The following is a 16,874-nucleotide window of genomic DNA, read 5'->3' as shown; positions in this document are numbered from 1 at the left end:
TTCAGCCCCCTGGGCACTCATGGGAGTCGCCGCCGCTTCGGCATTGGCCGTAGGTGCCGATGTACGGGGAGGTGGGCGCCGAGGGCTCAGGGTGGGCCCGGTCGTATTCCCCCGCCGCGCTCACGCAGACCGCCAACGCGGCGAGCAGCGCGAACGCGCCCTGAGCCCATGCGGTGATCCGCAGTCCGCCCCGCCAGAAGACGATCGTGAGCACGGTGAGCGTGAGGCACACGGCGCCGAACATGACGACCGGCGTCCAGTCCATCGGCGGTACTGGGGGAGCGGCGGCCGGGATCGCGGTGCCCGGAACCGCCTTGCCTCCGCCCGCGTCCTCCGTTCCGCGCCCCAGGCCCCGCAGCGCGGCCCAGAGCGCCGCGGCGGCGAGGGCGACGATGTCGGCGATGACCATGAGCAGCGCGATCAGGGCGTCGGCGCAGCCGTCGTGGCGGTCCGTGTCAGCGGGCATCTCCGTACGGTCGCCGCGGAACCGGGGGCTCCGGCGGCGCGTTCGCCGATCGAGACCAGGGTGCGGCCCGCCCGTGACCCGGCCGGACGGCGGGCGCGGCCGTGCCGGGAGCGTTCACCTCAGGGCGAAACAGAACCCCTCATTGGCACTCCGCTTGACCGAGTGCTAATCGCGGTCATAGTCTCGGGCCTGGCACTCCCCACTGGAGAGTGCCAACACAGCGACGGGCAGGTCCGGCACCCGCGACGACGGATCCACCTGGTCGCCACCTCAGACAGTTCATCCCCGAGATCTCCGAAGGGGGAGGTCGGATCGTGACGACCGCCAGCTCCAAGGTTGCCATCAAGCCGCTCGAGGACCGCATCGTGGTCCAGCCGCTCGACGCCGAGCAGACCACGGCCTCTGGCCTGGTCATCCCGGACACCGCGAAGGAGAAGCCCCAGGAGGGCGTCGTCCTCGCCGTGGGCCCGGGCCGCTTCGAGAACGGCGAGCGTCTGCCGCTCGACGTGAAGACCGGCGACATCGTGCTGTACAGCAAGTACGGCGGCACCGAGGTGAAGTACAACGGCGAGGAGTACCTCGTCCTCTCGGCTCGCGACGTGCTCGCGATCGTCGAGAAGTAATTCACCGGACTTGCTTCCGTTCCGCGCCCCTGGCCCCCGCTGATTGCCGGGCGGCCAGGGGCGCGGTTCATTTTTGAGAGGACTTGAAAAGCTCCATGGCGAAGATCCTGAAGTTCGACGAGGACGCCCGTCGCGCCCTTGAGCGCGGCGTCAACAAGCTTGCCGACACGGTCAAGGTGACGATCGGCCCCAAGGGCCGCAACGTCGTCATCGACAAGAAGTTCGGCGCCCCCACCATCACCAACGACGGTGTGACCATCGCCCGCGAGGTCGAGGTCGAGGACCCGTACGAGAACCTCGGTGCCCAGCTGGTGAAGGAGGTGGCGACCAAGACCAACGACATCGCGGGTGACGGTACGACCACCGCCACCGTGCTCGCCCAGGCGCTCGTGCGCGAGGGCCTGCGCAACGTCGCCGCCGGTGCCTCCCCGGCCCTCCTCAAGAAGGGCATCGACGCCGCGGTCAAGGCCGTGTCCGAGGAGCTCCTCGCGACCGCCCGCCCGATCGAGGAGAAGTCCGACATCGCCGCCGTGGCCGCGCTGTCCGCCCAGGACAAGCAGATCGGCGAGCTCATCGCCGAGGCCATGGACAAGGTCGGCAAGGACGGTGTCATCACCGTCGAGGAGTCCAACACCTTCGGCCTGGAGCTCGACTTCACCGAGGGCATGGCCTTCGACAAGGGCTACCTGTCCCCGTACTTCGTCACCGACCAGGAGCGTATGGAGGCCGTCCTCGACGACCCGTACATCCTGATCAACCAGGGCAAGATCTCCTCGATCCAGGACATGCTCCCGCTCCTGGAGAAGGTCATCCAGGCCGGCGGCTCGCGTCCGCTCCTGATCATCGCCGAGGACGTCGAGGGCGAGGCCCTGTCGACCCTGGTCGTGAACAAGATCCGCGGCACGTTCAACGCCGTGGCCGTCAAGGCCCCCGGCTTCGGCGACCGCCGCAAGGCGATGCTGCAGGACATGGCGATCCTCACGGGCGCCACCGTCATCGCCGAAGAGGTCGGCCTCAAGCTCGACCAGGCCGGTCTCGACGTGCTCGGCTCCGCCCGCCGCGTCACCATCTCCAAGGACGACACCACCATCGTCGACGGCGCCGGTGAGTCCTCCGAGGTCCAGGGCCGCGTCGCCCAGATCAAGGCCGAGATCGACGCCACCGACTCCGACTGGGACCGCGAGAAGCTCCAGGAGCGCCTCGCGAAGCTGGCCGGCGGTGTCTGCGTGATCCGCGTCGGTGCGGCCACCGAGGTGGAGCTCAAGGAGAAGAAGCACCGTCTGGAGGACGCCATCTCCGCGACCCGCGCCGCGGTCGAGGAAGGCATCGTCTCCGGTGGTGGCTCCGCGCTCGTCCACGCCGTGAAGGTCCTCGAGGGCAACCTCGGCAAGGAGGGCGACGAGGCCACCGGTGTCGCCGTCGTCCGCCGCGCCGCCGTCGAGCCGCTGCGCTGGATCGCCGAGAACGCCGGTCTCGAGGGTTACGTCATCACCTCGAAGGTCGCCGAGCTCGGCAAGGGCGAGGGCTTCAACGCCGCCACCGGCGAGTACGGCGACCTGGTCAAGGCCGGCGTCATCGACCCGGTCAAGGTCACCCGCTCCGCCCTGGAGAACGCCGCCTCCATCGCCTCCCTGCTCCTGACGACCGAGACCCTGGTCGTCGAGAAGCCGGCCGAGGAAGAGGCCGAGGCCGGTCACGGCCACGGTCACGGCCACTCCCACTGAGGTCTGACCTCCTAGGAGTTACGTCACCGCATTGACGGTTACGTCACCGAAGGCCCGGCATCCGTCGAGGATGCCGGGCCTTCGTGTGCGTGTGCGGGTTCGTCGTCGGGTGCGGGTGGGCGGCGCCTGCGGCGGGCGGTTTTCCCCTCCCCGCCCCTTCCCGAAACCGTGGGCTGCGCCCCCGGACCCCCGGGTGGGTGGGCCTCTTTGGGGCTTCGCCCCTTGCCCCCTTGTCGCGCCTGGACGGCGCTCGTCCTCAAACGCCGGACGGGCTGGAGTTGGACGCTCCGTCCAGCGCAGCCAGCGCAGCCCGCGCGGGGTGGGTGTGGAGCGTGGGGGTACGGGCCCCAACGGCCGTGAGCCGTGCACCGGTTGGTGGATGAGCCCCACCGGCCTGCAGCCGCGATGCGGCCGGAGGGGACGGGGTGGGGTGCCTGGTATTTGGGCGGTCCGTTATCGACAACGTGAGTCCCTCGGTACCGGCTCACATTGCCCGAATACCAGGTACCCCACCCCGGCACCGACTCCAAAACGAACCGCAGGCGCGGGCCAAGCCGACGAGACGGAACGGAACGGAGCGTCAGCCGCCCGAGGCCGGAGTTGGGCGGGCCGCTACTGCGGCCCGTACTTGCGGCCCGTCTTCGACGTGATCCCGCCGAGCAGGTTCCGCGGCACGAACTTCGCCGCGCCCAGGAGTGCCTTGTAGCGGGGGTCCGGGATCGAGACCGTCTTGCCGCGGGCGAGGTCCGACAGGGCCGACGCGGCCACCTTGTCCGCGTCGAGCCACATCCACGACGGGATGTTGTCCGTGCTCATACCGGCCCGCTCGTGGAACTCCGTACGGACGAAGCCGGGGCACAGGGCCATCAGCCGGACCCCCGAGCCCGCCAGATCCTTGGCCGCGCCCTGAGTGAACTGGACGACCCAGGCCTTCGACGCACCGTACGTACCGCGAGGGACGAAGGCCGCGACCGAGGCCACGTTCACCACCCCGCCGCGCCCGCGCGAACGCATCGACGCGGCCGCCGCCGACGTCAGCCGGAGCACCGCCTCGCAGTGCACCTTGAGCATGGTCAGCTCGTCGGCCATGGAGACCTCGAGATAGCGGCCTTTGTTGCCGAAGCCCGCGTTGTTGACCAGCAGGTCCACCGGGTTGCGGAGATCCGAGAGGCGCTTCTCGACGGCTTCGATGCCGCCGTCCGTCGCCAGGTCGGCCGCGAGGACCTCGGCCTCGATCCCGTGCCGGTCGTGCAGCTCGGTCGCCTGCTCCCGGAGCCGCGCGGTGTCCCGGGCCACGAGGACCAGATTGTGTCCGTCCGCCGCGAGGCGCCGCCCGAAGGCGGCGCCGATGCCGGCGGTCGCACCGGTGATGAGAGCCGTAGTCATGGCCCAAGGCTAGTGACCCTCGTGCCCGCTCTCGGACCCGGCAGGCGTCCCGGCCCGCTGCCCCTTCTCGACGACCACGAACTGGCCCATCATTCCGCCGTCTTCGTGGTACAGGAGATGGCAGTGGTACATGTACGGCGTGTCCGGGTCGGCCGGACCGTCGAAGCGCATCGCCAGCTTCACCGTCGTACCACCCGGCACGAACACCGTGTCCTTGGCGCCGCGCAGCTCCGGCGGCGGCCGCTCGCCGTCCACCTCCAGGACCCTGAACTGCACATCGTGTACGTGGAAGTTGTGCGGCATCCCGTCGTCATTGCGCACGGTCCAGGTCTCCGCCGTACCCCGCGTCACCACCTCGTCGATCCGGCCCATGTCCATCGGGCGCCCGTTGATCCCGGACATCTCCAGACCGAAGAAGCGCTCCTTCGCGGAGTCGGTTCCGTCCGGCACCTCCAACTCGCCTAGCTGGGAAGGCAGTTCGGGGGAGTCGCGCAGGGACTGCTTCGCCCGCAGCTCCAGTACGTCGAAGGAGTCGTCGCCCCCGCCGAACCGCCGCTGCCAGGCATCCCCGTAGTTGTCCTGCGGGAAGCTGCGCAGCACGGTCCGCTCGCCCGGCTTCATCCGTACCACGATCTCGGCGCGCTCACCGGGAGAGAGCTGCAGCCGGTCCATCCGCGCGGGCGCTTCGAGCAGGCCGCCGTCCGTGCCGATCAGGGCGAACGCGCGGCCGTCGGAGAAGCCGAAGTCGTAGACGCGGGCGGTCGAGGCGTTGAGCAGCCGCAGCCGGACCAGTTCGTCGCCGACCTCCATGTACGGATCGAGCGTGCCGTTGACCATCGTGCGGTCGCCGAGGAAGCCGGTGTTCTGCATCAGCCCGTGCCCGTGGTCGAACTTCGCGCCGTCGAACCTCACGTCCTGCACGATCACCGGCATGTCGTTCACGCCGTACTCGTCGGGCAGGTCGAGCGCGGCCGACTTCTCGTCGTCGAGCAGGAACATCCCGGCGAGCCCGCGCTGCACATGCTTCTCGGTCGCACCGTGCGGATGCGGGTGGTACCAGAGCGTCGAGGCCGGCTGGTCGATCGTCCAGCGCGGGGTCCAGGTGCCGCCCGGCTCGACCATCTGGTGCGGGCCGCCGTCCATCGCCGCGGGCAGATGCATGCCGTGCCAGTGCACGGTGGACGCCTCGCCGAGCCCGTTGGCTATCCGCACCGCGACCTTCTCGCCGCGCTTCGCGCGCAGCGTCGGCCCCAGGTAGTCGCCGTTGAAGCCCCAGGTGGGCGTCCGACGCCCGTCCTCGAACTCCTTCTCGCCCGCCTGCATCCGCAGATCGAAGACGCGGGTCCCGTCCTTGCCGACGGTGGACTCGGCCAACGGCGGTGCGGCGAGCCTGTGATCGAAGGAAACCTTGCCCACCGTGCTGACATCGGCGCTCGTCCACAGCCAGGCGAAGCCCCCGCCCACCGCGGCGACCAGGACACCCACGACCACGGAGAGGATGATGAGGACCCGCTTGAGCCTGCTGCGCCCGCCGCGCGCGCCGTCGGTTTTCGTCATGCTCCAACGGTCGCGGCGGCGGGCGCGTCCTCCCATCGGGAAGTGCCCTGAGACGCCCCGGGCCCGCCCCTTACGGGAGGCGGGGCGCGGACCCGGACAGGGTGCGGGCCGGGCCCGGCGTGCGGAGCGGGCTCAACTCCCTTACTTCTCCACGTACTTGCGGGCGTTCTCGAGCGCCTCGTAATGCAGCGCTTCCCCCGCCGTCAGGACCCGCGGCAGCAGCGAGCGGTCGAGCGTCGCCGCCCGGAACTGCACGGCGACGGTCACGTCGTGGTCGGGCCGGTGCACGATCTCGACCATGTCCCCGGCCGAGATCTCACCCGGCTCGATCACCCGCAGATACGCCCCGGGAGCGCCCTCCTGGGTGAAGCGCTTCTGCCAGCCCTTCTCGACGCCTACCTGCCCGGCGAAGGTCTGACACGGAATCCGCCCGCACGTCACCTCGAGCACCGCGGACCCGATCCGCCAGCGCTCACCGATCAGCGCACCGGAGACATCGACCCCGGAGGTCGTGAGGTTCTCGCCGAAGAACCCGTTGCGCAGCGGGCGCCCGAGCTCCTTCTCCCAGCGGTCCAGGTCCTCGCGCGCGAAGGCGTAGACCGCCTGGTCGTCACCGCCGTGCACCCTCTGGTCGCAGACGGAGTCCCCTTCGACCCCGCCCGGCCCCTTGCCCGCCACGCCGGGCGCCGCCACCCGCACCGGCCCCTCGACCGGGAGCTTGTCGATCCCGGTCTTGCCGCTGGGGTGATCGGTGTACGGGACGGGGGCGGCCTTGCCGACATTCACAGTCAGAAGCTTCATGCCGCTCACGCTAGAGATCGTTACCCAAGCCGTCGAGCACTTTTCGCCCCGGGCTCCAAGCCTCACTTATGCTTGAGGCATGATCGAGGCCCGTCATCTCCGTGTGCTCCGCGCCGTCGCCGCCACCGGCTCCTTCTCGGCCGCGGCCCGCGAACTCGGCTGTACGCAGCCGGCCGTCAGCCAGCAGATGAAGGCGCTCGAACAGTCCACGGGCACGCCGCTGCTCATCCGTACGGGCCGTGAGATGCGTCTGACCCAGGCGGGAGACGCCCTGGTCAGGCATGCCGCGGGCATCCTCGCCGGGCTCACCGCCGCCGAGGAGGAGGTCGCCGCGATCGCCGGTCTGCGGGCCGGCCGGGTCCGTCTGGTCTCGTTCCCCAGCGGCAGCTCGACGCTGGTCCCCGCGGCCCTCGCCGCCCTGCGCGCGGCCCACCCGGGCACCCGGGTCTCCCTGGTCGAGGCCGAACCGCCGCGCTCGGTCGAGATGCTCCGCGAGGGCGATTGCGATGTGGCGCTCGCGTTCCGTTACGAGGGGCGGCGCGACGCGTCGCAGAAGAAGGGGGGCGGCGGGCGACGGGAGGGCGAAGGCGCGACTGCCGACGACTGGGACGACCTGGTCGTCCGCCCGCTGCTCGCCGACCGGCTCGTCGGCCTGATCCCGGAGAACCACCGGCTGAGCGGCGACGACGCGGTGTCGATCGCCGAGTTCGCCGACGAGTCCTGGATCGCGGGCTGTCCGCGCTGCCGCCGCCAGCTCGTCGACGTCTGCGAGAGCGCCGGGTTCGTGCCGCGGATCGACTTCGCGACCGATGACTACCCGGCCGTGATCGGCCTGGTCGGAGCCGGTCTGGGGGTCGCGGTGCTGCCCGAGCTCGCCCTCGAGTCGGTACGTCCGAAGGGCGCCCGCACGGTCACGGTGGAACCGGCCGTACACCGCGAGATCGTCGCGCTCACGCTGCCCGACCTCGCCCGGGTGCCGACCGTCGCGGCGACGCTCGACCAGCTGGCGGCGGCCGCCGACCGGCTGTCCGCGGCCGCAGCCCACTAGGGAGCCGGGCCCGCGCCAGCCGTACGCAGGCCACCGCACGCGGATACGCGCGGGCAGGCAGCCGTACGAAGAAACGTTTCCTCAGTTGGCGGAGAGCGAGCTGGCCGCCGGTACGAGCCGGTTGCGCGCCCGGCCCATCAGTTCTTCGCGCTCGTCCTCGGTCAGGCCGCCCCATACGCCGTAGGGCTCACGCACCGCGAGGGCGTGGGCCGCGCACTCGGCGCGTACGGGGCAGCGCATGCAGACCTCTTTGGCCGAGTTCTCGCGAGCGCTCCGGGCCGCACCGCGCTCGCCCTCCGGGTGGAAGAAGAGCGAGCTGTCGACCCCGCGGCAGGCTGCAAGCAGCTGCCAGTCCCAGAGGTCGGCGTTCGGCCCGGGAAGGCGGGAGAAATCTGCCATTGCTTGTCCCCTTGCAACCGTTCGAAGGCGGATCCGATGCCCGGTCGGGCGGTAGCAGGTGCCCGGACGAGGGCTGGTCGGACGCCCATGCCGTACATCTACTGTCTGAGTAGATGTAAATATGACTGATTGCGAATCTAGTCACAGACACCACCGAAAGGGAAGAAAAGGCGCTAAATGGGGCATAGCTTTCGGTGAATCCTCGGCGGTCGCGGGTGCCCCGATGTCCGTGATCACAACCCCGTGAGCGGCCCATCACGTAGAGTGCCGAAGTCGGCCGACCGACCCGTAACTCTTTCGAGTGACCGTCGTTGAGAGTGCGGAGGCGGTTGAAATGAGAAGCGCTCGGGCAGGTGTCCGAGGGTGTCAACCGCACAGGTGACGATTCGTATTCAGCCTGGAGGCTCAAGGTGACGCGCATCAGCTGCAGGAGCCGCGGAGGACGACAGTCATGACATCCGTCCTCGTCTGCGACGACTCCCCGCTTGCCCGCGAAGCGCTCCGCCGTGCGGTGGCGACCGTGCCCGGTGTAGAGCGTGTGACGACGGCGGCCAACGGCGAGGAAGTCCTCCGCCGCTGGGGTGCCGACCGTTCGGACCTGATTCTGATGGACGTACGCATGCCCGGTCTCGGCGGCGTCGAGACGGTGCGCCGGCTGCTCTCGGCCGACCCGGGCGCCCGGATCATCATGCTCACGGTCGCCGAGGACCTCGACGGTGTCGCGCTCGCGGTCGCCGCCGGTGCCCGCGGCTATCTGCACAAGGACGCCTCGCGTGCCGAGCTGCGCGCGACCGTCACGCAGGCGCTCGCGGACCCGACCTGGCGGCTCGCGCCGCGCCGGCTCCGCTCGGCCGAGATGGGCGCCGCGCCCACGCTCACCGCGCGGGAGATCCAGGTGCTCGAGGGCATGAGCCACGGGCGGTCCAATGCGGAGATCGGCCGTGAGCTGTTCCTCTCCGAGGACACCGTCAAGACGCATGCCCGCCGGCTCTTCAAGAAGCTCGGCGCCTCCGACCGTGCGCACGCCGTGGCGCTCGGTTTCCGCTGGGGTCTGGTGCGCTGATCTGTGCCCCCGATGAGTCCCGCCCGCGCCGCTGCGGGCGGGCCGGCGGATGGGCGGACCCACCCGCTCGGGAGCGGTTTTCCCTGTTTCCCGTGCGATGCCGCATCCTTGGGGTGTGGAGTTCCTCGGGAACGAGTCGGTCGAGCGGGAGGGGAGGGCGCAGGGGATGAGTTCCGGCGCACCTGCTCATAACGCTTCGGTGCACAACTACGGACGCGGTGCCGCGGATCGGGCGACGTCAAGGCACCATGGACCGATGCGCGAGGACGAGACCACCACTGTCGGTGCCCTCGTTCAGCGTGCCGTCGAAGGCGACAAGCAGGCCACGCACGATCTGCTCGCGCATGTCCACCCCCTCGCGCTGCGCTACTGCCGTACGCGTCTGTCCCGACTCCCGGGTGACGCACGGCACTTCGTCGAGGACCTCGCGCAGGAGGTCTGTGTCGCGGTGCTGCTCGCGCTGCCGCGCTACAAGGACACCGGGCGGCCCTTCGAGGCCTTCGTCTTCGCCATCGCCGGGCACAAGGTCGCCGATCTGCAGCGGGCCGCGATGCGGCACCCCGGGTCGACCGCCGTGCCGAGCGACGAGATGCCCGAGCGGCCCGACGACTCCCTCGGGCCCGAGGAGCGCGCGCTCCTGAGCAGCGACGCCGAATGGGCCAAGAAGCTGCTCGCCAATCTTCCGCAGACCCAGCGCGAGCTGTTGCTGCTGCGGATCGCCGTCGGTCTCACCGCGGAGGAGACCGGGCAGATGCTGGGGATGTCTCCCGGTGCCGTGCGCGTCGCGCAGCACCGCGCCCTGAGCAGGCTCAGGGCGCTGGCCGAGCAGTAGCACATCGGGTCGGTTGCGTACGTGTGAACGTACAAAGAAGACCGATGATCTTGCTCGTGGAATGAGACACCCCTCCAGGCCGTTAGCATGGACATCCGCACCGATCAAGGCCATTTGGGGAAGGTGTCATGACTGCAAACGTCGACGGAGTGCCCGAGAAATTCGCGACACTCGGGCTGACCTACGACGACGTGCTGCTGCTTCCTGGCGCGTCGGAAGTGCTGCCGAACGCGGTCGACACCTCGTCCCGCATCTCGCGCAACGTGCGCGTGAACATCCCGCTGCTCTCCGCCGCGATGGACAAGGTCACCGAGTCCCGGATGGCGATCGCCATGGCCCGTCAGGGCGGCGTCGGCGTGCTGCACCGCAACCTGTCGATCGAGGACCAGGTCAACCAGGTCGACCTGGTGAAGCGCTCCGAGTCCGGCATGGTCACCGACCCGATCACGGTGAACCCGGACGCCACGCTCGCCGAGGCCGACGCGCTGTGCGCCAAGTTCCGTATCTCCGGTGTCCCGGTCACGGACGGAAACGGCAAGCTGCTCGGCATCGTCACCAACCGTGACATGGCCTTCGAGACCGACCGCGGCCGCCAGGTGCGCGAGGTCATGACGCCGATGCCGCTGGTCACCGGCAAGGTCGGCATCTCCGGCGTGGACGCCATGGAGCTGCTCCGCCGCCACAAGATCGAGAAGCTGCCGCTGGTCGACGACTCCGGTGTGCTCAAGGGCCTCATCACGGTCAAGGACTTCGTGAAGGCCGAGCAGTACCCCAACGCCGCCAAGGACGCCGAGGGCCGGCTCCTCGTCGGTGCCGCGGTCGGCGCGAGCCCCGAGGCGCTCGAGCGCGCCCAGGCCCTGGCCGCCGCCGGTGTGGACTTCCTCGTCGTGGACACCTCGCACGGCCACAACAGCAACGCCCTGAGCTGGATGTCGAAGATCAAGTCCGCGGTGCACGTGGACGTGATCGGCGGCAATGTCGCCACCCGCGACGGCGCCCAGGCCCTGATCGACGCCGGTGTCGACGGCGTCAAGGTCGGTGTCGGCCCCGGCTCCATCTGCACCACCCGCGTGGTCGCCGGTATCGGTGTCCCGCAGGTCACCGCCATCTACGAGGCGGCGCTCGCGGCCCAGGCGGCCGGTGTCCCGGTCATCGGCGACGGCGGTCTGCAGTACTCCGGCGACATCGGCAAGGCCCTCGCCGCCGGTGCCTCCACGGTGATGCTCGGCAGCCTGCTCGCGGGCTGCGAGGAGTCGCCCGGTGAGCTGATGTTCATCAACGGCAAGCAGTTCAAGTCGTACCGCGGCATGGGTTCGCTCGGTGCCATGCAGTCGCGCGGCCAGGGGCGCTCGTACTCGAAGGACCGTTACTTCCAGGCCGAGGTCGCCTCCGACGACAAGCTCGTGCCCGAGGGCATCGAGGGCCAGGTGCCCTACCGGGGTCCGCTGGCCAACGTCCTGCACCAGCTCGTCGGCGGTCTGCGCCAGACGATGGGCTATGTGGGCGCGGCCACCATCGACGAGATGGAGTCGAAGGGCCGGTTCGTACGGATCACGGCCGCGGGTCTCAAGGAGAGCCACCCGCACGACATCCAGATGACGGTCGAGGCGCCGAACTACAGCCGCAAGTAGTCCACAGCCTGAGACAGAGCCGAAGGTCAGGGGCGGTCCCGGATTCCCGGGGCCGCCCCTTGCTCCTGTGTCAGGGATACTGGACGGGCATGGCCCAGTAGGACCCAGAGGGAAAGGCACCTCCCAAAGTGACTGAGATCGAGATCGGGCGCGGCAAGCGCGGCCGCCGCGCGTACGCGTTCGACGACATCGCCATCGTCCCGAGCCGTCGTACGCGGGACCCGAAGGAGGTCTCGATCGCCTGGCAGATCGACGCCTACCGCTTCGAGCTGCCGTTCCTCGCGGCTCCCATGGACTCGGTGGTCTCCCCGGCCACCGCGATCCGCATCGGCGAGCTGGGCGGCCTCGGCGTCCTGAACCTCGAGGGTCTGTGGACCCGGTACGAGGACCCGCAGCCGCTGCTCGACGAGATCGCCGAGCTCGACTCCGAGGCCGCGACCCGTCGCCTCCAGGAGATCTACGCGGCCCCGATCAAGGAAGAGCTGATCGGGCAGCGCATCAAGGAGGTGCGCGACTCCGGTGTCGTCACCGCCGCCGCGCTCTCGCCGCAGCGCACCGCGCAGTTCTCGAAGGCCGTCGTGGACGCGGGCGTGGACATCTTCGTGATCCGCGGCACCACCGTCTCGGCCGAGCACGTCTCCGGTGCCGCCGAGCCGCTGAACCTGAAGCAGTTCATCTACGAGCTGGACGTCCCGGTGATCGTCGGCGGCTGTGCCACGTACACCGCGGCCCTGCACCTGATGCGCACCGGCGCGGCCGGTGTGCTCGTCGGCTTCGGCGGCGGCGCCGCGCACACCACTCGTAACGTCCTGGGCATCCAGGTCCCGATGGCCACGGCCGTCGCGGATGTCGCGGCCGCGCGCCGCGACTACATGGACGAGTCCGGCGGCCGCTATGTGCACGTCATCGCCGACGGCGGCGTGGGCTGGTCCGGCGACCTGCCCAAGGCCATCGCGTGCGGTGCCGACTCCGTGATGATCGGCTCCCCGCTGGCGCGCGCCACGGACGCTCCCGGCAAGGGGCACCACTGGGGCATGGAGGCCGTCCACGAGGACGTGCCGCGCGGCAAGAAGGTCGACCTGGGCACGGTGGGCACGACCGAGGAGATCCTCACCGGTCCCTCGCACACCCCCGACGGTTCGATGAACTTCTTCGGCGCCCTGCGCCGCTCGATGGCGACGACCGGCTACAGCGAGCTCAAGGAGTTCCAGCGGGTCGAGGTCACGGTGGCGAACGCGCAGCACCAGCGCTGAGGTTCTGCCCCCGTACGGATGTGAGAGGGCCCGCACCGCCAACCGGCGGTGCGGGCCCTTTCGTCTGCGCTGCTGAGAGTCAGCCGCCGATCTTCTTGGCGGAGCCGAAGCCGATGAAGCCGCCGAGCGCGATGAACAGGTACGTCATGGCGTCGGCCTCTTCCTTCCAGCCGGTGAAGGCGCTGGTCCTCAGGATGTTGTCGTCCGTGAGGAAGTCGGTCCAGGACGCGGACATGCCCGCCTTCTCCACCGCGTAGCTGGCGACCACGGACATGCCGAAGATCTGGCCCAGGTAGACGCCCACCACGGCGAGCACCGCGCTGACGATGGGCAGAACCGGGTTGCGGCCGCCGAGCTTGCCGACTGCGAAACCGACCAGGGCGCCGACGACGACGGCCACATAGCTGAGCTCGACCGTTTCGCCGTTGTCCTTGACGAAGGCGCGCATCAGACCGCCGTAGATCGCGGCGCCGATGAGCGCCGCCACGACACCCACGACGATGGCGAGCGCCACATTGCCCTGACGTGCCGGCGCCACCGGCGGGGGGAACGCTCCGCCGGCCGGCTGCTGGCCGAACGGGTTGCCGCCCGCGGGCTGCTGGCCGTAAGGGCCGGCGCCGGGCTGCTGCTGGGCGTACGGGTTGCCGTCAGTGGGCTGCGGCGGCGGAAAAGACTGGGACATGCGAGTGATCCCCCCATGGGAAGTTGCGCACGCGCATGCGAGAGCGGCGCACGCCTGTGCGATGAATGACGCCGCAGGCTAGCAGCCCGCGGCGACAGTCACCCAGCCCGTTTCAAAGGCTTCACAGGCGGTACGCGGCGCCCACAGGGGTCGCCCCACGCGTGTCCAGCAACAACTGGGCTTTCACAGCGAGCCCTTGGAGGTCGTACGTGCGGTGGGGCTGGACCAGGAGGGTCAGGTCGGCGTCCGCGGCGGCTTCGTAGAGGGAGTCGGCGCGGGGGACCGGCTGGCCGAGCACGCGCCAGTGCGGGATGTGCGGGTCGTGGTAGCTGATCGAGGCGCCCATCTGCATCAGGCGGGTGGCGATCTCCTCGGCGGGAGTGCCCTGTTGGTCGGCGATGTCCGGCTTGTACGTGACGCCGAGCAGCAGGACGCGGGCGCCGCGTACCGACTTGCCGTGCTCGTTCAGCAAGGTCGCCGCGCGCTGGATGACGTACTGCGGCATCCGGCTGTTGATCTCCTGCGCGAGCCCGGTCATCCGCAACGGGTGGCCGGGGGTGCGGGCCGTGTGCGGGAGGTAGGCCGGGTCGAGCGCGACCGCGTGGCCGCCGACGCCGGGGCCCGGGCGGAAGGCCTGGAAGCCGAAGGGCTTGGTCTCGGCGCAGCGGATGACGTCCCACAGGTCGACGCCCAAGTCGTGGCACAGGACGGCCATTTCGTTGACCAGGGCGATGTTGACGTGCCGGAAGTTGGTCTCCAGGAGATGGGTCGTCTCGGCCTCGCGCGTCCCGCGGGCCCGTACGACCTTGTCGGTGAGCCGGCCGTAGAAGGCGGCGGCCGACTCGGTGCAGGCCGGGGTCAGGCCGCCGATCACCTTGGGCGTGTTGCCGTAGCCGTGGGTGCGGTTGCCGGGGTCGAAGCGGCCGGGGGAGTAGGCGAGGTGGAAATCACGTCCGGCGGTCAGGCCCGAGCCCTCCTCCAGGAGCGGGCGCAGGAATTCCTCGGTCGTGCCCGGGTAGGCGGGGGATTCGAGGATCACCGTGGTGTGCGGGCGCAGCCGCGGTGCGAGGGCCTGTGCGGCCTCGGCGACCTGGGTGAGGTCGGGTGTGCGGTCGGCGCCCAGGGGGGTGGGGGCGCAGATCACGGCGGTACGGACCCGGCCGAGCTCGACCGGGTTGGTGGTGGTCCGGAAGCCCCCCGAGAGCATCCGGCGCAGATCGGCAGTGGTCAGGGCGCCCTCGTCGGCGGGCAGCCGTCCTGCGGCGAGTTCCGTGGTGTGACGCGGGTCGTAGGCGACCGTCTCGATGCCTGCCGATACGGCGGCCTGGGCGAGTGGCAGGCCGAGATGGCCGAGTCCTACGACGGCGAGATCCGCGGGCATGGCGAAAACCTTCCCTCTAACCGGGACGGGCGGGACGCGCAAGCCGGGTGGACAAAACGGCTGAGCGCACTGTCAGGTTAGGGGTAAATATGACCGATATGACGGATTACGGGTCGGCCGTTTCGCGAGTGTCGGCAGGACAGGGGCCTGATGAGGGGCTTGCCCGGAAAGTCGCGGTCACGGGTGGTGGCTGAAGACCTGGACTGCGGACAGAATCGACGATGTGAGCCCGACCACACGGGGGCGACGGGAGGCAGCAGTGAGGACAGCGACACTGGGACCGGCCGAGCGGGCCGAGGCCCTCGCGGCGATGGCCGAGCGGGAACTGGACGTACTGGTGGTGGGCGCCGGCGTGGTCGGCGCGGGAACGGCGCTCGACGCCGTCACCCGGGGCCTTTCGACGGGGCTCGTGGAGGCGCGCGACTGGGCCTCGGGCACGTCGAGCCGCTCCAGCAAGCTGATCCACGGAGGGCTTCGCTATCTCGAGATGCTCGACTTCGCCCTCGTACGCGAGGCGCTGAAGGAGCGCGGGCTGCTGCTCGAACGGCTTGCGCCGCACCTGGTGAAGCCGGTGCCGTTCCTCTATCCGCTGCAGGGCAAGGGCTGGGAGCGGCTGTACGCGGGATCCGGTGTCGCGCTGTACGACGCGATGTCGATGGCGAAGGGGCACGGGCGCGGGCTGCCCATGCACCGGCATCTGTCGCGCCGGCACGCGCTGCGGGTCGCGCCCTGTCTCAAGAAGGACGCGCTGGTCGGGGCGCTGCAGTACTACGACGCGCAGATGGACGACGCCCGGTATGTGGCGACGCTCGTGCGGACCGCCGCCTCGTACGGGGCGAAGGCGGCCAACCGGGCGCGCGTGACCGGGTTCCTGCGCGAGGGCGAGCGGGTGGTCGGGGCGCGGGTGCAGGACGTGGAGGGCGGTGGCGAGTACGAGATCCGCGCGCGGCAGATCGTCAACGCGACCGGGGTGTGGACCGACGACACCCAGGCCATGGTCGGTGAGCGCGGGCAGTTCCACGTACGGGCCTCCAAGGGCATCCATCTCGTCGTGCCCAAGGACCGGATCAACTCGTCGACCGGGCTGATCCTGCGGACCGAGAAGAGCGTCCTTTTCGTCATTCCCTGGGGGCGGCACTGGATCGTCGGGACCACGGACACCAAGTGGGATCTGGACAAGGCGCATCCGGCGGCGTCCAGCGCGGACATCGACTATCTCCTCGAGCATGTGAACTCGGTGCTCGGGGTGCCGCTGACGCGGGACGACGTCCAGGGTGTGTACGCGGGTCTGCGGCCGCTGCTCGCCGGGGAGTCGGACGCGACGAGCAAGCTGTCGCGCGAGCACACCGTGGCGCATCCGGTGCCGGGGCTCGTGGTCGTCGCGGGCGGCAAGTACACGACGTACCGCGTGATGGCGAAGGACGCCGTGGACGAGGCGGTGCATGCGCTCGACCAGCGGGTGGCCGAGTGCGTCACCGAGGACATTCCGCTGCTCGGGGCCGAGGGCTACAAGGCGCTGTGGAACGCGCGGGCGCGGATCGCGCAGCGCACCGGGCTCCATGTGGTGCGGGTGGAGCACCTGTTGAACCGGTACGGGGCGCTCGCCGAGGAGCTGCTCGACCTGATTTCCGGGGATCCTTCGCTCGCCGAGCCGCTGACGGGTGCGGACGACTATCTGCGGGCCGAGGTGGTGTACGCGGCTTCGCACGAGGGGGCGCGGCACCTCGACGACGTCCTGACGCGGCGGACCCGGATCTCGATCGAGACCTTCGACCGGGGGACGCGCAGCGCGCGGGAGTGCGCGGAGCTGATGGCCAAGGTGCTCGGCTGGGACAAGGACCAGATCGAGCGCGAGGTCGAGCACTACGAGAAGCGGGTGGAGGCGGAGCGGGAGTCGCAGCTGCAGCCGGACGATCTGACGGCGGACGCGGCGCGGCTCGGGGCGCCGGACATCGCGCCGCTTTAGCGCGCTGCTGCAACGCGCTGCTGTACGGGAGTTCGGCGCGGTCCCGTACGGGAGTTCGGCGC

The 16,874-nt window shown here is 70.1% G+C and carries 15 protein-coding genes; 8 read left to right on the top strand and 7 right to left on the bottom strand.

Annotated features, from left to right (window positions below; genetic code table 11):
* Nucleotide 1: 1 nt before the first annotated feature.
* Entirely contained in the window at nucleotides 2–466 is a 465-nt protein-coding gene (locus H9Y04_RS32720; protein ID WP_187817725.1) for a DUF6234 family protein, read from the bottom strand.
* A gap of 314 nt (nucleotides 467–780) precedes the next feature.
* Between H9Y04_RS32720 and groES the strand changes: the two genes are divergently transcribed.
* Together groES and groL are read left to right on the top strand one after the other, a co-directional pair.
* The gene (gene groES, locus H9Y04_RS32715) at nucleotides 781–1,089 is read left to right on the top strand and encodes a co-chaperone GroES (RefSeq protein WP_016434667.1); all 309 of its coding nucleotides are present in this window, start codon (nucleotides 781–783) and stop codon (nucleotides 1,087–1,089) included.
* 95 nt (nucleotides 1,090–1,184) lie between these two features.
* Complete coding sequence (gene groL / locus H9Y04_RS32710; RefSeq protein WP_187817724.1) at nucleotides 1,185–2,813, top strand: chaperonin GroEL; 1,629 nt, start codon at nucleotides 1,185–1,187, stop codon at nucleotides 2,811–2,813.
* 612 nt (nucleotides 2,814–3,425) lie between these two features.
* On the opposite strand, the gene H9Y04_RS32705 is transcribed toward groL, so the two are convergent.
* The 3 genes from H9Y04_RS32705 to H9Y04_RS32695 all read right to left on the bottom strand — a co-directional run bounded on the left by H9Y04_RS32705 (nucleotide 3,426) and on the right by H9Y04_RS32695 (nucleotide 6,557).
* Nucleotides 3,426–4,199 (bottom strand): SDR family NAD(P)-dependent oxidoreductase, encoded by a 774-nt coding sequence (locus tag H9Y04_RS32705; RefSeq protein WP_187817723.1) that lies wholly within the window; start codon nucleotides 4,197–4,199, stop codon nucleotides 3,426–3,428.
* 9 nt (nucleotides 4,200–4,208) lie between these two features.
* A complete protein-coding gene (locus H9Y04_RS32700) occupies nucleotides 4,209–5,756 on the bottom strand; it encodes a multicopper oxidase family protein (RefSeq protein ID WP_187817722.1) in 1,548 nt (515 codons plus the stop codon).
* Between the two features lie 141 nt (nucleotides 5,757–5,897).
* A complete protein-coding gene (locus H9Y04_RS32695) occupies nucleotides 5,898–6,557 on the bottom strand; it encodes an MOSC domain-containing protein (protein WP_187817721.1) in 660 nt (219 codons plus the stop codon).
* 79 nt (nucleotides 6,558–6,636) lie between these two features.
* Between H9Y04_RS32695 and H9Y04_RS32690 the strand changes: the two genes are divergently transcribed.
* Complete coding sequence (locus tag H9Y04_RS32690; RefSeq protein ID WP_187817720.1) at nucleotides 6,637–7,605, top strand: LysR family transcriptional regulator; 969 nt, start codon at nucleotides 6,637–6,639, stop codon at nucleotides 7,603–7,605.
* A gap of 81 nt (nucleotides 7,606–7,686) precedes the next feature.
* On the opposite strand, the gene H9Y04_RS32685 is transcribed toward H9Y04_RS32690, so the two are convergent.
* Nucleotides 7,687–8,004, bottom strand: a complete 318-nt coding sequence (locus H9Y04_RS32685; RefSeq protein WP_187817719.1) for a WhiB family transcriptional regulator — start codon at nucleotides 8,002–8,004, stop codon at nucleotides 7,687–7,689.
* Between the two features lie 451 nt (nucleotides 8,005–8,455).
* Here H9Y04_RS32685 and H9Y04_RS32680 point away from each other — a divergent pair, with 451 nt between their 5' ends.
* From H9Y04_RS32680 to H9Y04_RS32665, 4 genes are all read left to right on the top strand, one after another.
* On the top strand, nucleotides 8,456–9,067 hold the full coding sequence (locus tag H9Y04_RS32680) for a response regulator transcription factor (protein ID WP_003948568.1): 612 nt from the start codon (nucleotides 8,456–8,458) through the stop codon (nucleotides 9,065–9,067).
* A 256-nt stretch (nucleotides 9,068–9,323) separates the two neighbouring features.
* Nucleotides 9,324–9,899: a sigma-70 family RNA polymerase sigma factor gene (locus tag H9Y04_RS32675; protein ID WP_187817718.1), complete on the top strand. Its 576-nt coding sequence runs from the start codon at nucleotides 9,324–9,326 to the stop codon at nucleotides 9,897–9,899.
* A gap of 128 nt (nucleotides 9,900–10,027) precedes the next feature.
* Nucleotides 10,028–11,530, top strand: a complete 1,503-nt coding sequence (guaB, locus tag H9Y04_RS32670) for an IMP dehydrogenase (RefSeq protein WP_187817717.1) — start codon at nucleotides 10,028–10,030, stop codon at nucleotides 11,528–11,530.
* 128 nt (nucleotides 11,531–11,658) lie between these two features.
* The gene (locus H9Y04_RS32665; protein WP_187817716.1) at nucleotides 11,659–12,783 is read left to right on the top strand and encodes a GuaB3 family IMP dehydrogenase-related protein; all 1,125 of its coding nucleotides are present in this window, start codon (nucleotides 11,659–11,661) and stop codon (nucleotides 12,781–12,783) included.
* Between the two features lie 79 nt (nucleotides 12,784–12,862).
* Here H9Y04_RS32665 and H9Y04_RS32660 read toward each other — a convergent pair whose 3' ends face one another.
* Together H9Y04_RS32660 and H9Y04_RS32655 are read right to left on the bottom strand one after the other, a co-directional pair.
* Nucleotides 12,863–13,465, bottom strand: a complete 603-nt coding sequence (locus tag H9Y04_RS32660) for a hypothetical protein (RefSeq protein WP_187817715.1) — start codon at nucleotides 13,463–13,465, stop codon at nucleotides 12,863–12,865.
* A 121-nt stretch (nucleotides 13,466–13,586) separates the two neighbouring features.
* Complete coding sequence (locus H9Y04_RS32655) at nucleotides 13,587–14,846, bottom strand: nucleotide sugar dehydrogenase (protein ID WP_187817714.1); 1,260 nt, start codon at nucleotides 14,844–14,846, stop codon at nucleotides 13,587–13,589.
* A gap of 259 nt (nucleotides 14,847–15,105) precedes the next feature.
* Here H9Y04_RS32655 and H9Y04_RS32650 point away from each other — a divergent pair, with 259 nt between their 5' ends.
* Complete coding sequence (locus H9Y04_RS32650) at nucleotides 15,106–16,812, top strand: glycerol-3-phosphate dehydrogenase/oxidase (RefSeq protein ID WP_187817713.1); 1,707 nt, start codon at nucleotides 15,106–15,108, stop codon at nucleotides 16,810–16,812.
* The last annotated feature ends 62 nt before the right edge of the window (nucleotides 16,813–16,874 follow it).

Origin of the sequence: Streptomyces polyasparticus, from assembly GCF_014493765.1 — a bacterium.
Classification (GTDB): Bacteria; Actinomycetota; Actinomycetes; order Streptomycetales; family Streptomycetaceae; genus Streptomyces; species Streptomyces polyasparticus.
Note: the sequence above shows the minus strand (reverse complement) of the source record. Positions and strands in the feature narration are given on the sequence as shown.

Bases quoted from the DNA above. Each gene is read 5' to 3' on its own strand.
- guaB (WP_187817717.1), top strand. From the start codon at position 10,028: ATGACTGCAAACGTCGACGGAGTGCCCGAGAAATTCGCGACACTCGGG.
- H9Y04_RS32660 (WP_187817715.1), bottom strand. From the start codon at position 13,465: ATGTCCCAGTCTTTTCCGCCGCCGCAGCCCACTGACGGCAACCCGTAC.
- H9Y04_RS32700 (WP_187817722.1), bottom strand. From the start codon at position 5,756: ATGACGAAAACCGACGGCGCGCGCGGCGGGCGCAGCAGGCTCAAGCGG.
- H9Y04_RS32720 (WP_187817725.1), bottom strand. From the start codon at position 466: ATGCCCGCTGACACGGACCGCCACGACGGCTGCGCCGACGCCCTGATC.
- H9Y04_RS32690 (WP_187817720.1), top strand. From the start codon at position 6,637: ATGATCGAGGCCCGTCATCTCCGTGTGCTCCGCGCCGTCGCCGCCACC.
- H9Y04_RS32705 (WP_187817723.1), bottom strand. From the start codon at position 4,199: ATGACTACGGCTCTCATCACCGGTGCGACCGCCGGCATCGGCGCCGCC.
- H9Y04_RS32655 (WP_187817714.1), bottom strand. From the start codon at position 14,846: ATGCCCGCGGATCTCGCCGTCGTAGGACTCGGCCATCTCGGCCTGCCA.
- H9Y04_RS32680 (WP_003948568.1), top strand. From the start codon at position 8,456: ATGACATCCGTCCTCGTCTGCGACGACTCCCCGCTTGCCCGCGAAGCG.
- H9Y04_RS32695 (WP_187817721.1), bottom strand. From the start codon at position 6,557: ATGAAGCTTCTGACTGTGAATGTCGGCAAGGCCGCCCCCGTCCCGTAC.
- H9Y04_RS32675 (WP_187817718.1), top strand. From the start codon at position 9,324: ATGCGCGAGGACGAGACCACCACTGTCGGTGCCCTCGTTCAGCGTGCC.
- H9Y04_RS32685 (WP_187817719.1), bottom strand. From the start codon at position 8,004: ATGGCAGATTTCTCCCGCCTTCCCGGGCCGAACGCCGACCTCTGGGAC.
- groL (WP_187817724.1), top strand. From the start codon at position 1,185: ATGGCGAAGATCCTGAAGTTCGACGAGGACGCCCGTCGCGCCCTTGAG.